At 67.8% G+C, this 20,776-nt stretch carries 25 protein-coding genes; 7 read left to right on the top strand and 18 right to left on the bottom strand.

Annotation, left to right across the window (positions count from 1 at the left end; translation table 11 throughout):
* The first annotated feature begins 153 nt into the window (after positions 1 to 153).
* Complete coding sequence (locus JJQ90_RS14970) at positions 154 to 1,365, top strand: NADP-dependent isocitrate dehydrogenase (protein WP_216876746.1); 1,212 nt, start codon at positions 154 to 156, stop codon at positions 1,363 to 1,365.
* Positions 1,366 to 1,476: 111 nt separating this feature from the next.
* Positions 1,477 to 2,154, top strand: a complete 678-nt coding sequence (locus JJQ90_RS14965) for a DUF599 domain-containing protein (protein WP_216876744.1) — start codon at positions 1,477 to 1,479, stop codon at positions 2,152 to 2,154.
* 53 nt (positions 2,155 to 2,207) lie between these two features.
* On the opposite strand, the gene JJQ90_RS14960 is transcribed toward JJQ90_RS14965, so the two are convergent.
* From JJQ90_RS14960 to JJQ90_RS14940, 5 genes are all read right to left on the bottom strand, one after another.
* Positions 2,208 to 2,930, bottom strand: coding sequence for a hypothetical protein (locus JJQ90_RS14960; RefSeq protein ID WP_216876742.1), 723 nt, complete (start codon positions 2,928 to 2,930; stop codon positions 2,208 to 2,210).
* A gap of 16 nt (positions 2,931 to 2,946) precedes the next feature.
* Positions 2,947 to 3,324, bottom strand: coding sequence for a hypothetical protein (locus tag JJQ90_RS14955; RefSeq protein ID WP_216876740.1), 378 nt, complete (start codon positions 3,322 to 3,324; stop codon positions 2,947 to 2,949).
* Between the two features lie 57 nt (positions 3,325 to 3,381).
* A complete protein-coding gene (locus tag JJQ90_RS14950) occupies positions 3,382 to 4,347 on the bottom strand; it encodes a hypothetical protein (protein ID WP_216876738.1) in 966 nt (321 codons plus the stop codon).
* A 253-nt stretch (positions 4,348 to 4,600) separates the two neighbouring features.
* The gene (locus JJQ90_RS14945) at positions 4,601 to 4,984 is read right to left on the bottom strand and encodes a hypothetical protein (RefSeq protein WP_216876737.1); all 384 of its coding nucleotides are present in this window, start codon (positions 4,982 to 4,984) and stop codon (positions 4,601 to 4,603) included.
* 57 nt (positions 4,985 to 5,041) lie between these two features.
* Complete coding sequence (locus tag JJQ90_RS14940) at positions 5,042 to 6,121, bottom strand: P1 family peptidase (protein WP_216876735.1); 1,080 nt, start codon at positions 6,119 to 6,121, stop codon at positions 5,042 to 5,044.
* A gap of 29 nt (positions 6,122 to 6,150) precedes the next feature.
* Here JJQ90_RS14940 and JJQ90_RS14935 point away from each other — a divergent pair, with 29 nt between their 5' ends.
* A complete protein-coding gene (locus JJQ90_RS14935; protein ID WP_216876733.1) occupies positions 6,151 to 6,336 on the top strand; it encodes a hypothetical protein in 186 nt (61 codons plus the stop codon).
* Here the strand turns inward: JJQ90_RS14935 and JJQ90_RS14930 are convergent.
* From JJQ90_RS14930 to JJQ90_RS14880, 11 genes are all read right to left on the bottom strand, one after another.
* Positions 6,313 to 6,900: a hypothetical protein gene (locus JJQ90_RS14930; protein ID WP_216876731.1), complete on the bottom strand. Its 588-nt coding sequence runs from the start codon at positions 6,898 to 6,900 to the stop codon at positions 6,313 to 6,315. The genes JJQ90_RS14935 and JJQ90_RS14930 overlap by 24 nt on opposite strands.
* Before the next feature lie 5 nt (positions 6,901 to 6,905).
* Positions 6,906 to 9,554, bottom strand: coding sequence for an alanine--tRNA ligase (gene alaS / locus JJQ90_RS14925; RefSeq protein ID WP_216876729.1), 2,649 nt, complete (start codon positions 9,552 to 9,554; stop codon positions 6,906 to 6,908).
* Positions 9,555 to 9,648: 94 nt separating this feature from the next.
* A complete protein-coding gene (locus tag JJQ90_RS14920) occupies positions 9,649 to 9,930 on the bottom strand; it encodes a PepSY domain-containing protein (protein WP_216876727.1) in 282 nt (93 codons plus the stop codon).
* A 95-nt stretch (positions 9,931 to 10,025) separates the two neighbouring features.
* On the bottom strand, positions 10,026 to 11,060 hold the full coding sequence (gene recA, locus JJQ90_RS14915; protein WP_216876725.1) for a recombinase RecA: 1,035 nt from the start codon (positions 11,058 to 11,060) through the stop codon (positions 10,026 to 10,028).
* Positions 11,061 to 11,182: 122 nt separating this feature from the next.
* Complete coding sequence (locus JJQ90_RS14910) at positions 11,183 to 12,757, bottom strand: PAS domain-containing sensor histidine kinase (RefSeq protein WP_216876723.1); 1,575 nt, start codon at positions 12,755 to 12,757, stop codon at positions 11,183 to 11,185.
* An 81-nt stretch (positions 12,758 to 12,838) separates the two neighbouring features.
* Positions 12,839 to 13,897: an EscU/YscU/HrcU family type III secretion system export apparatus switch protein gene (locus tag JJQ90_RS14905; RefSeq protein WP_216876721.1), complete on the bottom strand. Its 1,059-nt coding sequence runs from the start codon at positions 13,895 to 13,897 to the stop codon at positions 12,839 to 12,841.
* Between the two features lie 3 nt (positions 13,898 to 13,900).
* Positions 13,901 to 14,683, bottom strand: coding sequence for a flagellar biosynthetic protein FliR (locus JJQ90_RS14900; protein ID WP_216876719.1), 783 nt, complete (start codon positions 14,681 to 14,683; stop codon positions 13,901 to 13,903).
* A complete protein-coding gene (locus JJQ90_RS14895; protein WP_216876717.1) occupies positions 14,680 to 14,955 on the bottom strand; it encodes a flagellar biosynthetic protein FliQ in 276 nt (91 codons plus the stop codon). Before JJQ90_RS14895 ends, JJQ90_RS14900 begins: the two co-directional genes overlap by 4 nt.
* Positions 14,956 to 15,040: 85 nt before the next feature.
* Complete coding sequence (locus JJQ90_RS14890; RefSeq protein WP_216876715.1) at positions 15,041 to 15,346, bottom strand: flagellar hook-basal body complex protein FliE; 306 nt, start codon at positions 15,344 to 15,346, stop codon at positions 15,041 to 15,043.
* Positions 15,346 to 15,753, bottom strand: coding sequence for a flagellar basal body rod protein FlgC (gene flgC, locus JJQ90_RS14885; protein ID WP_216876713.1), 408 nt, complete (start codon positions 15,751 to 15,753; stop codon positions 15,346 to 15,348). Before flgC ends, JJQ90_RS14890 begins: the two co-directional genes overlap by 1 nt.
* Positions 15,754 to 15,779: 26 nt before the next feature.
* Positions 15,780 to 16,229: a flagellar basal body rod protein FlgB gene (locus JJQ90_RS14880; RefSeq protein WP_216876712.1), complete on the bottom strand. Its 450-nt coding sequence runs from the start codon at positions 16,227 to 16,229 to the stop codon at positions 15,780 to 15,782.
* A gap of 149 nt (positions 16,230 to 16,378) precedes the next feature.
* On the opposite strand from JJQ90_RS14880, the gene JJQ90_RS14875 reads away from it, so the two are divergent.
* The 4 genes from JJQ90_RS14875 (at position 16,379) to JJQ90_RS14860 (ending at position 19,180) form a co-directional block, all read left to right on the top strand.
* The gene (locus tag JJQ90_RS14875) at positions 16,379 to 16,630 is read left to right on the top strand and encodes a hypothetical protein (RefSeq protein WP_216876709.1); all 252 of its coding nucleotides are present in this window, start codon (positions 16,379 to 16,381) and stop codon (positions 16,628 to 16,630) included.
* Positions 16,631 to 16,699: 69 nt separating this feature from the next.
* Entirely contained in the window at positions 16,700 to 16,975 is a 276-nt protein-coding gene (locus JJQ90_RS14870) for a flagellar biosynthetic protein FliO (RefSeq protein ID WP_216876707.1), read from the top strand.
* Complete coding sequence (gene fliP, locus JJQ90_RS14865) at positions 16,972 to 17,703, top strand: flagellar type III secretion system pore protein FliP (protein ID WP_216876704.1); 732 nt, start codon at positions 16,972 to 16,974, stop codon at positions 17,701 to 17,703. Before JJQ90_RS14870 ends, fliP begins: the two co-directional genes overlap by 4 nt.
* A gap of 79 nt (positions 17,704 to 17,782) precedes the next feature.
* A complete protein-coding gene (locus JJQ90_RS14860; protein WP_216876702.1) occupies positions 17,783 to 19,180 on the top strand; it encodes a hypothetical protein in 1,398 nt (465 codons plus the stop codon).
* A gap of 6 nt (positions 19,181 to 19,186) precedes the next feature.
* Here the strand turns inward: JJQ90_RS14860 and speE are convergent, their stop codons facing one another.
* Together speE and speD are read right to left on the bottom strand one after the other, a co-directional pair.
* Positions 19,187 to 20,059, bottom strand: coding sequence for a polyamine aminopropyltransferase (speE, locus tag JJQ90_RS14855; RefSeq protein ID WP_377098976.1), 873 nt, complete (start codon positions 20,057 to 20,059; stop codon positions 19,187 to 19,189).
* Positions 20,060 to 20,129: 70 nt separating this feature from the next.
* The gene (speD, locus tag JJQ90_RS14850) at positions 20,130 to 20,582 is read right to left on the bottom strand and encodes an adenosylmethionine decarboxylase (protein ID WP_216876699.1); all 453 of its coding nucleotides are present in this window, start codon (positions 20,580 to 20,582) and stop codon (positions 20,130 to 20,132) included.
* Positions 20,583 to 20,776 lie beyond the last annotated feature (194 nt).

The raw sequence follows: 20,776 nt of genomic DNA, 5'->3' as shown, positions 1-20,776 counted from the left end.
AGCCGGGCGCGCCGTCCCGAAGCAAGCCTTCCGGCCCGGACGGGCTTGCCCCCGGAGGGTCCGGTTGGCATGTTCCGCCACCTCCCACCCTTTGGCGTGATGGCGTCGTCACGGCCCCGCGGGCCGGCGACAGAGACAGGCAAGGATACAGGCATGGCCAAGATCAAGGTGAAGACCCCCGTCGTCGAGATGGACGGGGATGAGATGACGCGCATCATCTGGGGGTTCATCAAGGACCGCCTGATCCTGCCCTATCTCGACATCGACCTGAAGTACTACGACCTGGGCGTCCAGTATCGCGACCAGACCGATGACCAGGTGACGGTGGATGCCGCCAACGCCACCAAGCAGTATGGCGTGGGCGTGAAGTGCGCCACCATCACCCCGGACGAGGCGCGCGTCGCCGAATTCGGCCTGAAGAAGATGTGGCGCAGCCCGAACGGCACGATCCGCAACATCCTGGACGGCACCATCTTCCGCGAGCCGATCATCTGCCAGAACGTGCCGCGCCTGGTGCCGCACTGGTCGAAGCCGATCGTCGTGGGCCGCCATGCCTATGGCGACATCTACCGCGCGGTGGAGATGAAGGTGCCGGGCGCCGGCACGGTGAAGATGACCTACACCCCGGAAGGCGGCGCGCCGCAGGACGTCGGCGAGTTCGTCTTCAAGGATGCCGGCGTGTTCATGGGCCAGCACAACCTGAACGCCTCGATCGAGGGCTTCGCCCGGGCGTCCTTCAACTACGGCCTGTCGCGCAAGTATTCGGTGTACTTCAGCCACAAGAACACGATCCTGAAGGCCTATGACGGCAACTTCAAGGATATCTTCAAGTCGATCTTCGACGCCGAATTCGCCGCCAAGTTCAAGGAGGCCGGCATCGTCTATGAGGATCGCCTGATCGACGACATGGTGGCCTCCGCGCTCAAGTGGGAAGGCGGCTATATCTGGGCCTGCAAGAACTATGACGGCGACGTGCAGTCCGACATCGTGGCCCAGGGCTTCGGCAGCCTCGGCCTGATGACCTCGGTCCTGCTGTCCCCGGACGGTTCGACCGTCGAGTCCGAGGCCGCGCATGGCACGGTGACGCGCCACTACCGCGAGCACCAGAAGGGCCGTGAGACCAGCACGAACCCGATCGCCTCCATCTTCGCCTGGACCCGCGGCCTGGCCTATCGCGGCAAGTTCGACGGAACGCAGGATGTGGTCGACTTCGCCAATGCGCTGGAAGAGGTCTGCATCAAGACCGTGGAATCTGGCGACATGACCAAGGACCTCGCCATCCTGATCAGCAAGGACCAGCCCTGGCTCAACACCCAGGCCTTCCTCGCCAAGCTGGATGAGAACCTGAAGAAGAAGATGGCCTGAGGCCAGACCGCGTCCGGCCGGGGGGTTCGCCCCCGGCCGGATGCAAACTTCACGCCCATGCTGCAATGCAGCATATGGCGTGCTCATGCTGCACTGCGGTATAAAGGCCGCATGATGCCCTTCACCCTCGTCGACTGGGTCGCCCTGGCCATCTTCGCCGCCTGCTGGCTCGGCTATGCCACGGTGGTCGACCGGGTGCCGCGCATCCGCCGCGCCAGTGTCATCGCCGCCATGGATGGCTACCGGCGCCGCTGGATGCGGGCGATGCTGACGCGGGACAACCGCATCGCCGACATGGCGGCGATCGGCAATCTGATGAACAGCACCAGCTTCCTCGCCACCACCAGCATCTTCATCCTGGGCGGCCTTGTCGCGCTGCTGGGCGCGCCGGATCTCGGCCGGCGCGTGGTCGCCACCCTGCCCTTCGCCGCGGTGCCGGATGATTCGACCTGGGAGCTGAAGATCGGCCTGCTGCTGGTGATCTTCATCAACGCCTTCTTCGAGCTGACCTGGGCGCTGCGCCAGTTCAACTACACCTCGATCCTGGTCGGCGGCATTCCCTGCGGCCAGCCGGATGCGGAAGCGCTTTCGCTGGCCGACATGGCCGCGGAGGTCGCCAACCGCGCCGCACAGCATTTCAACACCGGGCTGCGCAGCTATTATTTTGGCCTGGCGGCGCTCGCCTGGGTGGTGCATCCGCTGGCGCTGGTCGCCACCAGCCTTTTCGTGCTGCGGGAGTTGCACCGGCGGGAATTCCGGTCGGCGGTGCGGGACGCGCTGAACGGTTAGTGGATACGAATGCCCTCGGCGGCATGCCCACGGTCCCCATGCTACATCTCCTTTCAGGAAGGGAGCGATTGTGCGAGGGCCTCGATCGCTTGCAGGGCCGCAATTCGCCCCATGAGCCGGATGAAATCGAGCGGCACGTGGTAGAGTGTGAAAGCGCCGGACTCTTTGATCGGGCGCCAAAGCGTCCGTTCGTCATCCGTTATTCGCACTATGCGTTGGGTGAGATCGTAATTTTGCCAGGGAAGCGCATCGGCTTCCAGGACGCCATTATTTGATCCAGCAGCTTTTCCTCCTCCCAGTGACATCATGATATGAGTGACCCGCCCCCTGGGCGAAAAATCGACACCCACTCCAAAGAAGAGAAAAATCCCGGGCTGCCGCGCCTGCGCTCCGCTCAAATTGTCGACGATGAATTCGTTCGGCTGCCGGCGCAGACGATTGCAATATCGTTGCAGTGGTCCATTTTGCGTGCCGCATACATCATGGCTGAATACAAGCCTGGCCGGCTGACGTTCCCATGCCCGGAGGAACCCGGCCTGGGTGCAAACGTTGATGACGCTATAGAAACAGGTGGCGTCTTCTGTCGATCGCCCTGATGCCGGTGCTGTTGGATATCCATCAGGGCATGGAACGGTGCAAGTTAGGCCACGGCGACGCGCCAACATATAATGAGCGCCCCAGTTCCCAAAAAAATCGGCACTTCGCAAGGCTATGAGCGCGGTTTCGTTTCGCTCCGCATCCAGCCGCTCTACCGCAGGAATGGGTCCCAGGCTCATCGCGCGCTGCCGCCTCTCAGGCCCATCCGGAGTTGATGGTCCAGGCGATGGAGGCCTGGCCATTGGATTGTCCGGCAACCGCCTCCGCCGTCACCGTGTAGTTTCCCTGTTGCAGCCGGCTGCCGCCCGGGTTGGAAGCCTGGCAGGGACAGCCGCCGGAACTGCTGTTGGGTTTGAATTGGTATTGCAGGACAAAGCTCGCCGCTTCACTGGCGATGCTGACGCTGCCCGCGGCCGCACCGCTGCTGCCGCTGGTCGAACTGGCACTGAACACCTGCGTCGCGCCACTCAAGGCCCCGATGACGTCGCCGACAGCTATGTCCGATATCTTTCCGGAACTGGGCGACACGGCGGTGACCTTGAACGTCGTCCCGCTGAAATTGGTGATACTCATGCTGGAATTGTCGCAGCAACTCATTTCACAACCCTCCGCCCATCAAGGTGCCGACCATCAACCCAACCGAGGCATGGCGGGGCGCGGCACGCTGCGCGCGCGCTCCTGCCGCCCGGGCATGTTGGCGAGATCATATTGCTTCGCGACCACGATACTGCTGCTGGAGACGGTCGAACCGGGGATGCCGTCGATCCCGTAAATCGTCACCACGTCCGACAATTGCCAGCGGAGGACCAGGGTTGGATTGGCGTCCTTGTTGGTGAAGGTATCCGAAACGAAGGTCTGTGTTTCCTCCGTCACCGTGCATTGCTGAAACGCGGAGGCCGAAGCATTCAGGCTGGCAGAGATTCCCGCCGAATAGGCCCCCCACCCCGCCGATGCATTCATGCCCAGCGAGGCGGAAACCTGTTCCTGCGTGGAGGAGGTCTTCTGCTTGCCGCTGGTGACCGTGTAGCTGACCTGGCGGACCTCGCCTGGCGACAGGGTGAAGGAATCGCCCATCAATGCCCAGTATTGTTCGCGCACCACATACTGCTTCGGCCGCGTGGACGCGGTCGTTATCGCAGGGATCGTGCCGCAACCCACCAGCACCGAAGGCGAGTTCTGCGGAATCAGCAGGGACTGCGTCGGTTCCGGGATGGGGCCGATGTCGTTGGGATTGGTGAGCAGGAAAAAAGCATTCTCGCTCGGGTCGAGTGGCTTGTTCCAATCCTCCGCCGGCACCGCCAGCGACGCCGCGATGAAGTAGTTCTGGACCGTGGATTGATCGATCACAAAGGCGGCGATGAAAGCGCCACTCTGCAGATTCTTGAAGACATAGGCGTCGCCAATCGCCGCAGATGAAAGCGGCGCCGACGACAACCCCATGATGGAGCCAAGTGGGACATGAAGACCATTCGTCTCCACATAATACCCTTGAATGGCAACCTGAAGCCGGTTCTTGATGAAGACCACCCCTGGCAGGGCGGCGCCGGGCTTCGAAACCAGCGTGCCGTTCAAGGCCTGTTCGTAAACCGGATCCATGCCGCGCTCTCCCTATTTTCGGGACAGCCTCGCAGATCGATGCATATATGTCATCTTTTTTCAATGCTCAACAGTATCAATAATGATAAGAAACAATATGAAATTACTCAGTCATGGTGGGATGAAGGTGTCCGGCCCGGGCGTCACCGCACCGCGAAGCCCATCCGGATGCGACGGGATGAGGCAAGGCCAGCCTTCCGAATCCTCGCGATGTGATCGGATGCCCTGAAACGGCAGGAAGATGGGAAGCGCGTCAGCCCTCGCGCTCGATCCGGCGCAGCACGGCCCAGTATTCCCGGAAAATCGCGATACGCAGCGGCCGTTCGGGGCTGCGCCGGGGCAGCAGGTCCGGGTGGAACCGGCGGGCGAATTCCCGCTTGGCGCGGCGGAAGCGTTCCTCCGAGGCAGGTGCCTGACGCGCATTCCGCAATTCAAGCCGCAGCCGTGCGACCTCCGCCGCCAGGGCCTCGGCGCGGGCCTGTTCGCTGCGCACCAGCGCCTTGCTGCGGGCCAGGCGCAAAGCCCGCCAGCGGCCGAGGGGTCGCCGCCGGGTCAAGGCGTGCAGCAGTCGCGCGACCAGCCGCCCCAGACCCCAGGCCATGAGCGCCAGCAGGATGCCCGCCGCCAGATACCCCACGATTGCCCCTGACCCTGTGGTGGGGCCGAAGCTGACGCAGAACTTCTGACGGCAAGGTTAAGCGGGCCTTCGCAAAGCCGTGACCTGGTCCAGCGGCAGCGCCTTCCCCATCACCCGCCGCCCGCCGAGGCGGCTTTCCACCGTGGTCGCCTGGCAGAGCGCGTTCAGCACCGCCTCCTCCACCGCTTCCGCCACCGCGACGAACAAAGGCGACATGCGGTCATTCGGCCAGTCGAGCGTCGCGCCGCGCCCGGCACCGCGGCGCACATCGGGATGGGTGGCGAAGGCCAGGGCATAGTCGCCGGACCCATCGGAAAAGGCCGCGCCGGTGCGGGCGATGCCGCCCATGGCGCGCCGCGCCAGGCGCTGCAGGTTGCGATCCGACAGAGGTGCATCGGTGGCCACCACCACCATGACGGAGCCATCGGCATCGGCCTGCTCCGCCGCATGCTCCGCCAGGTAGTATTTTTTCAAAAGCCGCCCTACGGGCAATCCATCCATCACCAACGCGCCGCCGTAATTGGCCTGGACCAGGGCGCCGACCATCCACCCACCCAGCGCGGTGGGCAGATGGCGTGAGGATGTGCCAATGCCACCCTTCCACCCGAAGGCCATGGTGCCCGTGCCGGCGCCGACACTGCCTTCCGCCACGGGACCTTCCGAGGCCTGGGCCAGGGCCTTCAGCATGTGCTGGTGGGTGACGCCGCGGGCACGGATGTCGTTCAGCCTGCCGTCATTGGTCTCGCCCACCACGGCATTGACGGAGCGGACGGACTCATTGCCCGGTAGCGCCAGCGTCCAATCCACCAGCGCCTCCACCGCCCGGCCGACCGCCAGCGTGTTGGTCAGCAGGATGGGCGTTTCCAGCTCGCCGAGTTCCTGGATTTGCGTGACGCCGGCCATCTTGCCGTAGCCGTTCATGGCGAAGAGGCCGGCGGGGACACGCTCGGCAAAAGGATTGCCAGGATGCGGAAGGATGGCGGTAACGCCGGTCCGCATGGCTTCGCCCTCCATCACCGTGACCTGGCCAACGCGGAGGCCGGCCACATCGGTGATGGCGTTCAGCGGGCCGGGTGCGAAGATGCCGGGGGCGAAGCCGAGGGCGCGGGCGCGGGTTGGGGCATCTTTGACTGGCATGGCCTCGGGCTGCTTCCTATACTCTGTTCATGTCGGACAAGCCCGCCCCGCCCCCAGCCCTGCCCAAGCCGTCGGAGACGCCGGCCCCGGCCGCGCCCCTGCCGGCCGGTGCCAATCCCTTCCTTCCCGGTGCGAAGCCCGTGCAGTTGGACTATCTCATCAAGTCCTACGGGCCGCTGAAATACAGCCGGCTACCCGTGGCGGGCTCCAAATAGTCGGATCATCAGCCGAAGCAGGATCAGCGCGGCGAACGCGCTGAGAACCATGCCGATCCACTGCCGCCATTCCGGCGCTGCGAGAGATGCGGCGGCCAGGACCCCGACGCAGGGTGCCAGGATGGCCGCATAGAGCGCGGCCCCGAAGCGGCGCGCGGCGGAACGCGCAGCAAGGTTGTTCCGATCGATCGCGCGGTCCAACTCATATGCCAGGAACAGATAGAGCTGCGCCGGCGGAAGCAGCTGCGCCTCCCGCTCCAGCAGGGTGGCGGGCCGCAGCGCCGGGGCCGCGATCTCGCTGCCGCGCAGCGAACAGCCGGCGATCAGGGCCGCGATGGCGGCCATGCCGCCTGTCGCCAGCAGGCCCACGGTGCCCCACCAGGGCAACCAGTCCTGCCCGGAGAAGCCCAGGGCACCGCCACCCAGCCCGGCCACCGCCACGGCCTGTGAGGCCTGCAGGAGCGCCATTGCCTTGAGGTCGAGCGATTTGCTGGCATCGATCTGGCCGAGGATCAGCGTCTGCGCCTGGCGCAGAACCTCCTGCCCCGAGGCCGGATCGATCACCCCGCTCACCCCCCGAGCGCCGCCCTGACCGCCGCCAGCGCCTCGCCGGCCTTGGCCGCATCCGGCCCGCCGGCCTGGGCCATGTCCGGCTTGCCGCCGCCGCCCTTGCCGCCGATGGCGGCGGAAGCGGCGCGCACCAGGGTCACAGCGTCCGTCTTGCCCTTCGCCGCCTCGCCAATGCCGACGAAGACGCTGGCCTTGCCCTCGGCCGTCGCGACCACGGCCACCACATCGGCGGTGCCGGAGTTGAGAATCGCCTCGACCACGCCCTTCAGATCCTTGGGCGGCATCTCACCCAGCTCGCGCAGCGCCACGCGCAGGCCGGCGATCTGCTCGACCTCCGCCGCGGCGCCGCCGGTGGCCAGCTTCTTGCGCAGGTCGGAGACCTCGCGCTCCAGCTTCTTCCGGTCCTCCAGCAGGCTGCTGATGCGGTCGGCCAGTTCAGCGGGCCGGGCCTTCAGCACGGCCGCGGCCTGGCTGAGCTGCCGGTCGCGCTCCTCCAGCAGCTTCATGGCGGCCTCCCCGGTCACCGCCTCCACGCGCCGAATGCCCGCGGCCACGGCGCCCTCGGAGACGATCCGAAAAAGCCCGATATCGCCGGTGCGCTTCACATGGGTGCCGCCGCAGAGTTCCAGCGAATAGACGCCGTGGCGTTCCACCGCCTGCGGGTCGTGGCCCATCGAGACCACACGGACCTCGTCGCCATACTTCTCCCCGAACAGCGCCATGGCGCCGACGGCCACGGCCTGGTCCGGCGTCATCAGCCGGGTCACAACCTCGGCGTTTTCCCGGATGCGGGCATTCACCTCGGTCTCGACCCAGGCGAGGTCCTCATCCGTCATCGGCGTGGGCTGGGAGACGTCGAAGCGCAGGCGGTCCGGCGCGTTCAGCGAGCCCTTCTGCGAGACATGCGTGCCCAGACGGCGGCGCAGCGCCTCATGCAGCAGGTGTGTGGCGGAGTGATGCGCGCGGATGGTGCCGCGGCGGGCGTGGTCCACTTCCGCCAAAACCGGCAGGCCCAGCCTCGCCTCCCCATGCGCCACCACGCCGTAATGGACAAAAAGCTCGCCCAGCTTCTTCTGCGTGTCGCGCACCACGATGCGGCAAGCCTCGCCGGCCGAGATCAGCCCGGCATCGCCTACCTGGCCGCCCGATTCTGCGTAGAAAGGGGTCTGGTTCAGCAGCACGGCGACCTCAGTGCCCGGCGCGGCGCTGTCCACCGGCTTGCCGTCCACCAGGATGGCGAGGATCGAGCCCTCCGCGCTCTCGGTGGAGTAGCCGAGGAATTCGGTGCCGCCGAGCTTCTCCTTCAGGTCGAACCACTGCGTCTCGGTCGCCGCCTCGCCGGAGCCGGCCCAGGCGGCGCGGGCGCGCTGCTTCTGCTCCGCCATGGCGGCCGCGAAGCCTTCCGTGTCCACGGACTTGCCCTCGCCGCGCAGTGCGTCCTGCGTCAGGTCGAGCGGGAAGCCGTAGGTGTCATACAGCTTGAAGGCGACATCGCCCGGCAGGGTGCCCTTGTCGCCGAGCTTGCCCGATTCCTCCGCCAGCAGGCCGAGGCCGCGCTCCAGCAGGGACCGGAAACGCGTCTCCTCCAGCCGCAGCGTCTCCACCACCAGGGACTCGGCCCGGAGAATCTCGGGATAGGCCGCGCCCATCTGGCGGGTCAGCGCCGGCACCAGGCGGTGCAGCAGGGGCTCCCGCGCGCCCATCATATGGGCGTGGCGCATGGCGCGGCGCAGGATGCGGCGCAGCACATAGCCGCGGCCCTCGTTCGAGGGCAGCACGCCATCGGCCATCAGGAAGGTGCCGGCGCGCAGATGGTCCGCCACCACGCGATGGCTGGTCTTCCACGGGCCGTCCGCATCCTGGCCGGTCGCCTCGGCGCTCGCGACGATCAGCGCGCGCAGCGTGTCCGTGTCGTAATTGTCGTGCTTGCCCTGCAGAATGGCGGCGAAACGCTCCAGCCCCATGCCGGTGTCGATCGAGGGGCGTGGCAGCGGCACGCGGGTGCCGGGCGGGCCTTCCTCATACTGCATGAAGACCAGGTTCCAGATCTCGATGAACCGGTCGCCATCCTCCTCCGGGCTGCCGGGCGGGCCGCCGGGGATGTGGTCGCCATGGTCGAAGAAAATCTCGGAACAGGGGCCGCAGGGGCCGGTATCGCCCATGCGCCAGAAATTGTCGGAGGTCGGGATGCGGATGATGCGGCTATCCGGCAGGCCAGCCACCTTCTTCCAGAAGACCGGCGCTTCCTCGTCCTCGGAATAGACGGTGACCAGCAGCTTGTCCTTGGGCAGGCCGAAATCGCGCGTCAGCAGGGTCCAGGCATGCTCGATCGCCTGTTCCTTGAAGTAGTCGCCGAAGCTGAAATTGCCCAGCATCTCGAAGAAGGTGTGGTGTCGGGCGGTATAGCCGACATTGTCCAGGTCGTTATGCTTGCCACCGGCCCGCACGCATTTCTGCGCCGTGGTCGCGCGCTGGTAGGAACGCTTTTCCTGGCCCGTGAAGACATTCTTGAACTGGACCATGCCGCTGTTGGCGAACATCAGCGTCGGGTCGTTGCGCGGCACGAGGGGGGAGCTTTCCACCACTTCGTGTCCGTTGCGCCGGAAATAGTCGAGGAACGTGGCGCGGATGTCGTTGCTGCTGCTCATGGTCTCGGCATGTCTCGCAAGGGGCCGTGATCGTTAGAGCAGAATGCGGCAAATCGGAAGGCGGGGCGGTGGGTTACCGCCCCGCCGGATGCGATCAGTCCCGCTCGACCTTCACGACACGGCCATCGCGGGGGTCCACATCCACCTCGATCTTGCGGCCCTGGGCGTCGCGGCCCTCCACCTCCCACTTACCATCGTCACATTCCGCCTTGTCGATGCGGACGACGCCGGCACCGCGGGCGATCTCGATGGCGCGGTTGATATCCACCTGGCCGGCACAGCGGCCGGGTGACGGCTGGGCCGGCGCCTGGGCCAAAACGGGGGAACTGGCGAGCAGCGCGCCAAAAGCCAGGGTGGCGAGGGGCAGACGAATCATGAAGCCTCCAGGATCGGGTTACGGGTCTGTCATGCAACGCCGCCGGTCAAGGAAACGTTGCCGACCTACCCGATTTTTCCGGCCCGGGTCGCCCGCTACTCCGCCGCAGCGGCCTCATCCCCCTCGCCCGCCAGCATGGCATTGGCGAGGCCGGCGGCCTGATCGCGGATTCGCTTTTCCACGCTTTCGGCCATGGCGGGATTGTCGCGCATGAACTGCTTGGCATTCTCCCGCCCCTGGCCGATGCGCTGGCTGTCGCAGCTGAACCAGGCGCCCGACTTCTCGACGATGCCGGCCTTCACGCCGAGGTCGATCAGCTCACCCACCTTGGAGATGCCCTCGCCATACATGATGTCGAATTCGATCTGCCGGAACGGCGGCGCCATCTTGTTCTTCACCACCTTCACCCGGGTCTGGTTGCCCGTGGTGGTGTCGCGGTCCTTGATGGCGCCGATCCGGCGGATTTCCAGGCGGATGGAGGCGTAGAACTTCAGCGCATTGCCGCCCGTGGTGGTCTCCGGATTGCCGAACATCACGCCGATCTTCAGGCGGATCTGGTTCAGGAACACCAGCAGGGTGTTGGAGCGGGAGACGCTGCCGGTCAGCTTGCGCAAGGCCTGGGACATCAGCCGGGCGTGCAGGCCGACATGGGTGTCGCCCATCTCGCCTTCCAGCTCGGCCCGCGGCACCAGCGCGGCGACGCTGTCCACCACCAGCACGTCGATGGCGCCGGATCGCACCAGCGTGTCGCAGATCTCCAGCGCCTGCTCACCGGCATCCGGCTGGCTGATCAGCAGGTTCTCGATATCCACGCCCAGCTTCTTGGCATAGCCGGGGTCGAGCGCGTGTTCGGCGTCGATGAAGGCGCAGGTGCCGCCCTTCTTCTGCGCCTCGGCGATCATGTGCAGCGCCAGCGTGGTCTTGCCCGAGCTTTCCGGACCATAGACCTCGATGATCCGCCCCTTCGGCACGCCGCCAATGCCCAGCGCCAGGTCCAGCCCGAGCGAGCCGGTGGAGATCACCTCCACCTCATCGGTCGCGGCCTTGTTGCCCATCCGCATGATCGAACCCTTGCCGAAGGCGCGTTCGATCTGGCTCAGCGCGGCGTCCAGGGCCTTGGTCTTGTCCATCCGGCTCGATCTCCCGAAATCCGATATCAACCTATGGGCGAAATTGAGGCAGGTCTACCACCCACCCGTCAATTCCCTGATGACCGGACTATCGCGCGGAACGGCCGCTCCGACAAGAACATTTAGGAAACTTTCATCACCCCCGTCGGCAGAATCCCGCGCAACTCGGCCACCAGCGCACCCAGGCTGTAGGGCTTGGCCAGCAGCCGGATCCGCTCCGCGGTCAGGTCCCGGCCCAGCGCCGCCTCGGCGTAGCCCGAGACCAGCAGCACCGGCAGATCCGGCCAGCGTTCGCGCAGCTTGGCCGCCAGTTCCAGCCCATCCATCCCCGGCATCACCACATCCGAGACCAAGGCCAATGGTGCCGGCGCGCCACGCGTCAGCATCTCCAGCGCTTCCTCCGCGCAGCCGGCGCTCATCACCTCGAAGCCGGCGCGGCGCAGCGCGCGTTCGGCCAGGCGCAGCAGCGGCACCTCATCCTCCACCAGCAGCACCGGCACGCTGCCATAGCTGGCCACCGGCAGGGCCGAGGCGGGCGGCTGCGCGACGCTGGGGGGCGCCACCATGGCGGTGGGCACCGGCGGATCGGCCGGCCCCTCATGCCGCGGCAGCCAGATGCGGAAGCGGGTCCCCTCCCCGCGCTTGCTGTCCACGGCGATGAAGCCGCCGGACTGGCGGACGATGCCATGCACCGTGGACAGCCCAAGCCCGGTGCCGCCCTGGTCGCGCCGGGTGGTGAAGAAGGGGTCGAAGATGCGGGGCAGCACCTCCTCCGGTATCCCGGCGCCGCTGTCGGAAACCTCCAGCAGCGCGTAGCGCCCGGCGGGCAGGACCTCATGGCCCAGCGGCTCCGGCCGCAGCACCACCGCATGGCCGGTGGCGATGCGCATGGCGCCGCCCTCCGGCATCGCATCCCGCGCATTCAGCGCCAGGTTCATGATGACCTGGTCGAGCTGAGTCGGGTCGATGCGCACGCGGCGGGACGGTTCCTCCAGATGCAAGGCCAGTTTTACCCGGCTGCCGAGCAGGCGCTTCAGCAGCTCGCCCATCGAGGCCACCGCCTCGTTCAGCTCCACCACCCGGGGCCGCAGCGCCTGTTGGCGGGCGAAGGCCAGAAGCTGGCGCACCAAAGCGGCACCACGGCCGGCGCTTTCCAGCACCTGGCGCAGCTCCGGCGCCGCATTGCCATCCGGCGCGCGGGCCAGGGCGGCTTCGGCGCTGCCGGCGATCGCGGTCAGCAGGTTGTTGAAATCATGCGCGATGCCGCCCGCCAGGGCGCCCACCGCCTGCAATCGCGCGGCGGCGGCCTGCTGTTCCGGCGGGCGCGCCGTCACCCGGCTGAGCCGCAGCACCGAAAGCCGCTCCGGCACCGGCAATGGTCGGCGATCAGCCTCCAGCGGCGGGGCACCGCCACCGGCCAGCATCACCGGCCGGCGCTGGCCACTGGCCAGCATCGCCAGCACTTCATCCCGCCCTTCCGGCGCCAGAAGCTGGCGCAGCGCCAGGCCCTCCCGCGGCGGCAACATCGGTCCGCACAGGCCGGCGAAGTCACTGTTCCAGGCCAGGATCCGATCTTCCGCATCCAGCACGGCAAGGCCTGTGCCGGCAACCTCCAGCACCGCCTGCAACAGCGGATCGGGCCCTGGATGCAGCGCCCGGCGCAGCATGGCCTGTAACTTGCGTCGCGTCTCGGTCATGCCGTTCTCCTCGGCCCCGGCGCGCGACGGCACCGTTCGTATGGTGCATATGCAATCTGTAGAGGCATGTTGACAAGACTATCAACCATGACGGGAATTTACGCCATTGCGACGCCATACATAGGCGATAATTTCTGCAACCGCCTGATAGTGCTCCGGCGGGATCTCGGTCTCCAGCTCCAGCCGCCACAAGGCCCGCGCCAGTGGCGGATTGGCAACCAGTGGCACACCAGCCTTTTCCGCCGCTTCACGAATGCGTGCGGCCACGGCGTCGACACCCTTGGCCACCAGCTTGGGTGCCGCATTGTCGCCGCCATAGGCCAGCGCGACGGCGTAGTGCGTGGGGTTGGTAATCACCACCGCGGCGCGCGGCACCGCCGCCATCATGCGCCGGCGTCCCTGGGCCTGGCGCATCTGACGGCGGCGCGCCTTCATGGTCGGGTCGCCTTCGGATTCCTTCGCCTCCTCCCGCAATTCCTGCTTGCTCATGCGCAGCTTGCTGAAATGCCGGTAGCGCACCCACATCACGTCCAGCAGCGCGATCCCGGCGAAGGCCACCAGCGCCGCCATCATCAGCCGCAAAGCCGCCGCCCCGGCGCTGGCCGGCAGCGCCCCGGGCGGTTCATGCAGCGCCGCCTGGATCTCCCGCAGGTCGCCCAGCGCATGCCACAGCGCCGCGCCGACCAGCGCCAGTTTCAGCAGGTTGCGGAGGAATTCCATCCCCGCCTCTGGCGCCACCATCCGCTTCAACCCCGACCAGGGGCTGATCTTGTCGAGCCGCGGCACCATGGACTTGGCCGAGACCAGCCCCCCGGTCTGCAGCAGCGTCGCCGCCACCGCGCCCAGCGCCGCCGCGCCCGCCACCGGCAGTACGGCCATCAGGCCGAGGCCGAACAGGCTCTTCGCCGTCTCCGCCATGGCGATCGCATGGCCGTTTTCCAGCGTGGCGCGCATCGTCCGCAGCATGCCGATCCCGCTGACCGGCAGGGCCAGCGTCGCGGCCAGGGTGGCGCAGGCCAGCGCCGACCAGCCCACCGCCTCCCGCGACATGGCGACCTGGCCATCCTCCCGCGCCTTGTCCAGGCGCCGGGGTGTTGCGGCCTCTGTCTTGTCGCCGGCCTCGCTGGCTTCCTCGGCCATGGCTCAGCGCAGCCCGGGCAAAGTGAGGAAGCTGGCGCGCAGCGCCTCGGCGAAGCTCGCGATCATCGGCGGCGCCAGCAGGCCGAGCAGCGCCAGCCCTGCCAGGATCTGCCCCGGCACCGCGACGAAGAAGGTCTGCACCTGCGGTGCGAGGCGCGCCAGCAGGCCGAGCGCCACGTTCAGCACCACCGCGCCGATCACGAAGGGCGCCGACAGGCGGAGTGCGAGGGAGAGGGAATCGGCGCCCGCCTGGGCCAGCGCCTCCGCCCCCGGCCCGGCCGGAAACGGGTCGCCGGCCGGCAGCACGGCATAGCTCTGCACCAGGGCCGAGAGCGCGATGCCATGCAGGCCGAGCGACAGCACCAGCACCACCGCCAGCAGCCCGAAGGCGCGGCCGAGCGCGGTGGCCTGCGCCCCCAGCGCCGGGTCCACCACCAGCAGCCCGCCGAGGCCGATCAGCGCGGACACCGCCTGGCCGGCCATGGCAAAGGCGGTCATCGCCAGCCGCGCCAGCCCGCCGATCCACAGCCCCACCACCACCTCCACCGCCAGCAGCCGCGCGGCTTCCGCGGGGTCGTCGGGCGCCGCCGGCAGGCCGGGGCCGACCAGGGGAAACAGCAGCGCCAGCAGCGCCACGCCCAGGCCGAGGCGCAGCGTCATCGGCACCTCCTGCTCCCCCAGCCCCGGCAGCAGCATCACCGCCGCGCCCAGCCGCGCGAACAGCAGCACCGCCTGGAAGGCGAGTGCAGGCAGCGACTGCACCAAAGCGAGGTCGGCCTCGTTCACGGCATGCCGCCGATCGCCACCATCTGGTCGAACAGACGGCCGGTCCAGGCCACCATGACGGTCGTGGTGAAGGGGCCGAGCACCAGCATCAGCACGCCGCCGATGATGAGCTTCGGCACGAAGGCGAGCGTCGCCTCCTGGATCTGGGTCAGCGCCTGGATCAGGGAGACGACAAGGCCTACCACCAGCACGGCGAGCAGCGGCGGTCCCATCACCTGGGTGGAGACCCACAGCGCCTCACGCAGCGCCTGGCCCATGGCCTGTTCCGACATCCGGCCCTCCTGGCCCAGCAGTCACGCGCCCTGCGCGTGGTTCCGGCGCGGCCTGCTGCCCCGCCGGTCAGGCACGCCCCGATCCTCAGATCGGCATACGCATCACTTCCTGATAGGCGGACACCACCCGGTCGCGCAGCGTCACCGCCGTCTGCAAGGCAAGCTCGGCGCGGGAGATGGCGAGCACGGCGTCGGAGACGCTGCCCTGGCCCATCAGCGCCTGGGTCGCGCTGGCATCGGCGCTGCGGCCGATCTGCACGCCATTTTCCATCGCCCGGGTCAGCGCCGCGCCGAAATCGGCGCCCGCCCCCTCCATCATCTGTGTGCCGAGCCCCGCGCCAACCCCGGCGGAGGCATAGGCGGCCGCAGCCCGGACGGCGCCGACCGCCATCAGCGCAGCGCCTCGATGGCGCGGGTCAGCATGCCGCGCGTGGTCTCCAGCACCGTCAGGTTGGCGCTGTAGCTGCGCTGTGCCTCCCGCATGTCCATCACCTCGACCAGCGTGTCGACGTTCGGCAGCTTGACGTAGCCATTGGCATCCGCCGCCGGATGCGCCGGGTCGAAGCGGGTCGGGAAATCACCCGGCTGGGTGGCGATGCGGGAGACGCTGACCGTCTCCGCCCCCATCGCCCGGTCGAGGCGATTGGCGAAGGTGACGGTGCGGCGGCGATAGGGGTCGGCGCCGGCGGATTCGCCGGTGCTTTCGCGGTTCGCCAGATTCTCCGCCACCACCCGCAGGCGGGTGGATTGCGCCGTCATGCCGGCGGCGGAAATGCGCAGCGCCCGATCGAGATCCATCCCCTGAACTCCTCCAGACGCCCCGCTCAGCCCTGACGGCCGAGCGCGAGGCGGAACATGCCCATGAAGCTGCGATGCACGGCCATGGCGAGGGCGTGCGCCGTATCGGTCTCGGCCATGCGCACCGCTTCCCGGTCCAGGGAAACGGCGTTGCCGTCCGGCGCCACCTCGTCCACCCGGCGATCCTCCGGCGCCTGGCCATGGGCGCTGCGGATCGGTTGCAGATGGGTGGACGCGGTGCGGGCCAGGCCGGGCGTCGTGGCGGCCGCCAGGTGCCGTGCGAAGGGCACCATGTCGTGCGGCCGGTAATTCGGCGTATCGGCATTGGCGATATTCTGCGCCAGCACCGCCTGCCGCCGGTCCAGCCAGTTCACCCGCCGCGATGCGAGATCGAGCGGATTGGCGCCGCGCCCCGGCTGGGCGGGCTGCGCGCCGCGCGCCTGGGGGCCGGCAGGGGAAAGGGGGAGAGTCGCCATGCATCCATCCTGCCCCTGAGACATGAACGAAGCGTTGCCATCTGCAACCGGAGGGCGGTGCGCCTTTCAGCCTCACGCGCATGCCTTGCCCTGGGTTTATGCGGGGTGGTGTTCAGCCTGTCTTAACGCGTCCCTGGCTAGATGAGCCCATGCACTACGCCGCCACCCATACCGAGGCTGTCCGCGCCGCCATCGAATCGATGGGCGGCACCGTGATGATGGCCCGCGCCCTGGTCGAGGGCGGTCGCCGCGTCGACCTCGAAGGCCTGGATCGCGACGCCACCGCGCTCTGCGCCGCCGTGCTGGCGCTGCGGGAGGCGGAGGCGCGCAGCCTGCGCCCGGCGCTGGAGGCGCTGCTGCACCAGGTGAACGACCTGACCGCCGAGGTCGCCCGCGCCTGAGCTGCTGAATTGCCCGATCTGCTGAATTGAGAGAGACGCGCCGGCAAAAAGCGGGCGCGAGGGGACAGGATGACCGAGACCGCAAGCCTCATCACCGCTGGGCTGACCGCCGGCGCCGCGCTGATCGCGGTGCTGGCCGCGCTGATCCTGGCCGGCCGCGCCGCACGTGCCGCCGGCCTCGGAGCGCGCGCGGGCAAGCGCCTGGCGCTGGAGGAGACCCTGGCGCTGGATGGCCGCCGCCGCGTGGTGCTGCTGCGCTGCGACGGGCGCGGCCTGCTGCTGTTGACCGGCGGAGCGCAGGATGTGGTGCTGGGCTGGCTGCCGGATGAGGGCGCGCCGCGATGATCCGCCGCCTTCTTCCCGCCCTTGCCCTGCTGCTTCTGCTACCTGGCGCGGCACTCGGACAGAGCCTCAACCTGGATCTCGGCGGCGGCCAGGCCGGAACCACGGCGCGGCTGATGCAGTTGACCGCGCTGATCGGGCTGCTCTCCCTCGCCCCCTCGCTGATCGTGATGATGACGGCCTTCACCCGCATCGTCATCGTGCTGGCCCTGCTGCGCAGCGCCATCGGCGCACCCTCCATCCCGCCCAACCCGGTCTTGATCGGGCTGGCGCTGTTCCTGACCCTGTTCGTGATGGAGCCGGCGCTGCAACAGTCCTGGCAGCAGGGCATCCAGCCTCTGGCCGCCGGCACGATCGGCGAGATCGAGGGGCTTCAGGCCGCCGCCGAACCCTTTCGTCAATTCATGGCCGCCCAGGTGCGCGATGCCGACCTGGCGCTGTTCCTCGACCTCGCGGACCTGCCGATGACCGCCGCCGCCGAGGCGCCCTGGCGCGCCCTGACCCCGGCCTTCATGGTCAGCGAGTTGCGCCGCGCCTTCGAGATCGGCTTCCTGATCTTCCTGCCCTTCCTGGTGATCGACCTGGTCGCCGCCAGCCTGCTGATGTCGCTGGGCATGATGATGCTGCCGCCGACGGTTGTGGCGCTGCCCTTCAAGCTGGCCTTCTTCGTGCTGGTCGATGGTTGGCGGCTGGTGGCCGGAAGCCTGGTGCAGGGTTTCGTTTCGGGCTGAAACCCGCGAAACCGAATAGTCGTTGCGCCGATTGTGCGCGGCGCCGCACCCTCCCGCCACGGTTGCGGGGAACATGGCCATGCTGCGCGGCTTCATCGCGATGCTGCTGCTGGCGCTGATGGCGCAGCCCGCCGCGGCGCAGGCACCCTCCCGCGCCATTCAATGCAGCGCGCCGGTGCCGCGCGACGAACCCTGGCGGGTCGGTTCCGGCTTCATGGTGATGGAGGATGTGGCACGGCACCTCAATGTCAGCGCGCCCGCTCTGCCGCTGCGGCCGGTGCGCCAGACCTCCAAGGCGGTGCCGACGCTGGAGATCACCGTGGCGCGGCCGGACTGGCTGACGCCCGCCGAATGGCGCAACGCCTTCTTCGAGGCGGTGGTCTATCCCGATGGCATCTCCCCGGTCGATCTGCGGGGGCATCACCTGCAGCGCGGCACGGTGCTGCCGCCCTCCCCCACGGATGACGAGACCACCGTCTCCGCCCTGTTCCCCACCATCGACAATGGCTGGCTGCCGTCCTCCTGGCAGGTGGTGCTGTTCCTCTGCCTGGATCCGAGCCAAGGCGAGGTGAACCTGCTGCGCGCCAATGGGCGGGAGCTGCGGGTCTATGCGCGGCAGCCGATGTTCGTCTCCACGCTGCGGCTTTCGACGGCGGCGGGGCTGCTCACCGTCCTCGCCGCCTATCTGGCGCTGGCCTATGCGGCGTCGCGCATCCATGCGCGGCAATATGAGCACAGCCGCCGGCTGCTCGGCATCGGCGCGCCCAGCGCCTTCGGCTATGCGCTGCGCCCCACCGTCATCGCGCAGGACAGTTTTGGGTATTGCAGCCTGTCGCGCTTCCAGGTGCTGCTCTTCACCCTCGTGCTCGCCGGCGTCTACGCCTATGTCATGGGGCGCACGGGGGAATTGCCCGAGCTGTCGCAATCCGTGCTGACGCTGCTGGGCGTGACGCTGACGGGCTCGACCCTGGCGCGGCTGACCGAAGGCTCCGTCATGCAGACGCCGAACCGGCTCTGGCTGTTCGGCACCGGCGTGCTGGACCCGACTCCGCGCCTGCCGCGCTGGACCGACCTGGTGGAATCGGATGGCGAGATCGATGTGACGCGGGTGCAGGCGCTGCTGTTCAGCCTGTTCGCCGCCGTCGCCCTGGTGGTCAGCGGCACCGGCGACCTGGAGAACTTCACCCTGCCGGACCAGCTTGTGACGCTGATCGGCATCAGCCAGGCCGTCTATGTCGCCGGCCGCGCTTTGCCCCGCGATTCGGCGAGGCGGCTGAACGAGGAAATCGCCAGCATCCGCGGCGCCGAATCCCGCGTGCTGGCCGACCCGGCGGATGCCGTGGCGCGGAAGGAGTTCGAGACGGCGCGCAACGCCATCGCCTCCTCGCTGCGCGACGTCTTCAGCGAACGCTTTTGCGAATCGCGCCTGCGCGGACTGCAGCCGGGCGAGAGGGTGGCGCCCCCCCTCGCCTCCTGAAGCCGCTTACCCGCGCGGCAGGTGCATGCCGATATAGGGCGGCAGGTTGAAGGCGCCGACATGGATTTCCGGCGTCCAGTAGCGGGTGGTGTCCAGCACCCCCGCCACATCGGCGCGACGGCGGATTTCCGCAACATCCACATGCCGGCAGCCGGCATCCTTCGCGGCCCAGCCCAGCGTCATGAAGCCGCCGACATAGGTCGGCACGGCGGCGACATAGGCGAAGACATCCGGGAAGAACTTGGCGCGGCGCAGCGAGGTTTCGCGCAGTTCCTCCGCCTGCATGAAGGGCACGCCGCACTGGTTCACCACAAGGCCGCGCTCCGTCAGGATGCGGGAGCAATTGGCGTAGAACTCGTCGGTGAACAGCACCTCGCCCACCCCGATCGGGTCGGTGCTGTCGACGATGATGACGTCGTAGCTGCCGGGGGCGGCCTGGCGCACATGGTCGATGCCGTCACCCACGATGACGGTGGCGCGTGGGTCGGTCCAGGCATCGCCGCCGATCGCGGGCAGATGCTCCTTGGCCAGGCGGATCACCTCGCCATCGATCTCCACCATCACCGCCTTGTCGACCGTGCGATGCTGCAGCACGCGCCGCAGCACGCCGCCATCGCCGGCCCCGATGATGAGCACGCGCTTCGCATCGCCATGCGCCAGCAGCGGCACATGGGCCAGCATCTCCTGATAGACGAACTCATCCGCCTCGGTGATCTGCACCACGCCGTCCAGGAACATCACCCGGCCATGCAGATGGCTTTCGATGATGCGGATGTCCTGGAAGTCGGATTTCACGTGCGCCAGTTCCCGCTTCACCAGGAAGCGCTGGCCCCATTCGGCGTAGAGCGTCTCGTTCAGCCAGGTTTCGTTCGTCATCATCAACCCCATGCGCGCAAAAAAGGGCGGACCCTGCGGCCCGCCCCATATCCCACCGGCCTGTCGGCCGGGTTCAGCCGATCAGGCCGCGCTTGTGCTCGGCAAGCTGCACGCGCTCCGCCAGGAAGCCCTTCTTCAGCGCCGGCAGCGCCTTGTAGGGGTCGCATTCGCCGCAGACGAAGATGTCGAGCGCGGCATAGTCGCGCTCCGGCCAGGTGTGGATCGACACATGACTCTCCGCCAGCACCAGCACGCCGGACACGCCACCATTCGGAGAGAAGTGGTGGAAGTGGCCGTGCAGGATGGTGGCGCCGGTCGCCAGCGCACCCTCGCGCAGCACCGCGTCGATATGGTCGGGGTCGTCGAGATTCGTCGCCCCCCACAGATCGATGATCAGATGCGTTCCCGCATAACGCACGCCGTTACGATGGACAAAATAGTCCTTCGTCTCCGTCGAGCGGTTCTCATCATTCTGGGCGTCGCTCGGGAGATCCGAGACCATCCCCAGTTGGACGAGAGCTTCCATGGTAAGGGCTCCTTCCAGCCAGCAGATGACCGGGATGATCGCTCGCCGCGGGAGTGCGGCTGGTCAAAGCAGATCGGGTCAAGGCGGCGGCATATGGGGCAAACCAGGGGGGGGTGCAAGCGAATTCGGGACCGGAGGCCGCAAAAAAAGCGGGTCCCCCCCCGGGGGGGGCCGGCGAACCTGCCGGTCCCCCC

The sequence above is a fragment of the Falsiroseomonas oleicola genome (genome assembly GCF_019029495.1).
Classification (GTDB): Bacteria; Pseudomonadota; Alphaproteobacteria; order Acetobacterales; family Acetobacteraceae; genus Falsiroseomonas; species Falsiroseomonas oleicola.
Note: the sequence above shows the minus strand (reverse complement) of the source record. Positions and strands in the feature narration are given on the sequence as shown.

Excerpts from the sequence above, each read along its gene's own strand:
- JJQ90_RS14970 (WP_216876746.1), top strand. The coding sequence starts at position 154 with ATGGCCAAGATCAAGGTGAAGACCCCCGTCGTCGAGATGGACGGGGAT.
- JJQ90_RS14965 (WP_216876744.1), top strand. The coding sequence starts at position 1,477 with ATGATGCCCTTCACCCTCGTCGACTGGGTCGCCCTGGCCATCTTCGCC.
- JJQ90_RS14960 (WP_216876742.1), bottom strand. The coding sequence starts at position 2,930 with ATGAGCCTGGGACCCATTCCTGCGGTAGAGCGGCTGGATGCGGAGCGA.
- JJQ90_RS14955 (WP_216876740.1), bottom strand. The coding sequence starts at position 3,324 with ATGAGTATCACCAATTTCAGCGGGACGACGTTCAAGGTCACCGCCGTG.
- JJQ90_RS14950 (WP_216876738.1), bottom strand. The coding sequence starts at position 4,347 with ATGGATCCGGTTTACGAACAGGCCTTGAACGGCACGCTGGTTTCGAAG.
- JJQ90_RS14940 (WP_216876735.1), bottom strand. The coding sequence starts at position 6,121 with ATGCCAGTCAAAGATGCCCCAACCCGCGCCCGCGCCCTCGGCTTCGCC.
- JJQ90_RS14935 (WP_216876733.1), top strand. The coding sequence starts at position 6,151 with ATGTCGGACAAGCCCGCCCCGCCCCCAGCCCTGCCCAAGCCGTCGGAG.
- alaS (WP_216876729.1), bottom strand. The coding sequence starts at position 9,554 with ATGAGCAGCAGCAACGACATCCGCGCCACGTTCCTCGACTATTTCCGG.
- JJQ90_RS14920 (WP_216876727.1), bottom strand. The coding sequence starts at position 9,930 with ATGATTCGTCTGCCCCTCGCCACCCTGGCTTTTGGCGCGCTGCTCGCC.
- recA (WP_216876725.1), bottom strand. The coding sequence starts at position 11,060 with ATGGACAAGACCAAGGCCCTGGACGCCGCGCTGAGCCAGATCGAACGC.
- JJQ90_RS14910 (WP_216876723.1), bottom strand. The coding sequence starts at position 12,757 with ATGACCGAGACGCGACGCAAGTTACAGGCCATGCTGCGCCGGGCGCTG.
- JJQ90_RS14905 (WP_216876721.1), bottom strand. The coding sequence starts at position 13,897 with ATGGCCGAGGAAGCCAGCGAGGCCGGCGACAAGACAGAGGCCGCAACA.
- JJQ90_RS14895 (WP_216876717.1), bottom strand. The coding sequence starts at position 14,955 with ATGTCGGAACAGGCCATGGGCCAGGCGCTGCGTGAGGCGCTGTGGGTC.
- JJQ90_RS14890 (WP_216876715.1), bottom strand. The coding sequence starts at position 15,346 with ATGGCGGTCGGCGCCGTCCGGGCTGCGGCCGCCTATGCCTCCGCCGGG.
- flgC (WP_216876713.1), bottom strand. The coding sequence starts at position 15,753 with ATGGATCTCGATCGGGCGCTGCGCATTTCCGCCGCCGGCATGACGGCG.
- JJQ90_RS14880 (WP_216876712.1), bottom strand. The coding sequence starts at position 16,229 with ATGGCGACTCTCCCCCTTTCCCCTGCCGGCCCCCAGGCGCGCGGCGCG.
- JJQ90_RS14875 (WP_216876709.1), top strand. The coding sequence starts at position 16,379 with ATGCACTACGCCGCCACCCATACCGAGGCTGTCCGCGCCGCCATCGAA.
- JJQ90_RS14870 (WP_216876707.1), top strand. The coding sequence starts at position 16,700 with ATGACCGAGACCGCAAGCCTCATCACCGCTGGGCTGACCGCCGGCGCC.
- fliP (WP_216876704.1), top strand. The coding sequence starts at position 16,972 with ATGATCCGCCGCCTTCTTCCCGCCCTTGCCCTGCTGCTTCTGCTACCT.
- JJQ90_RS14860 (WP_216876702.1), top strand. The coding sequence starts at position 17,783 with ATGCTGCGCGGCTTCATCGCGATGCTGCTGCTGGCGCTGATGGCGCAG.
- speE (WP_377098976.1), bottom strand. The coding sequence starts at position 20,059 with ATGATGACGAACGAAACCTGGCTGAACGAGACGCTCTACGCCGAATGG.
- speD (WP_216876699.1), bottom strand. The coding sequence starts at position 20,582 with ATGGAAGCTCTCGTCCAACTGGGGATGGTCTCGGATCTCCCGAGCGAC.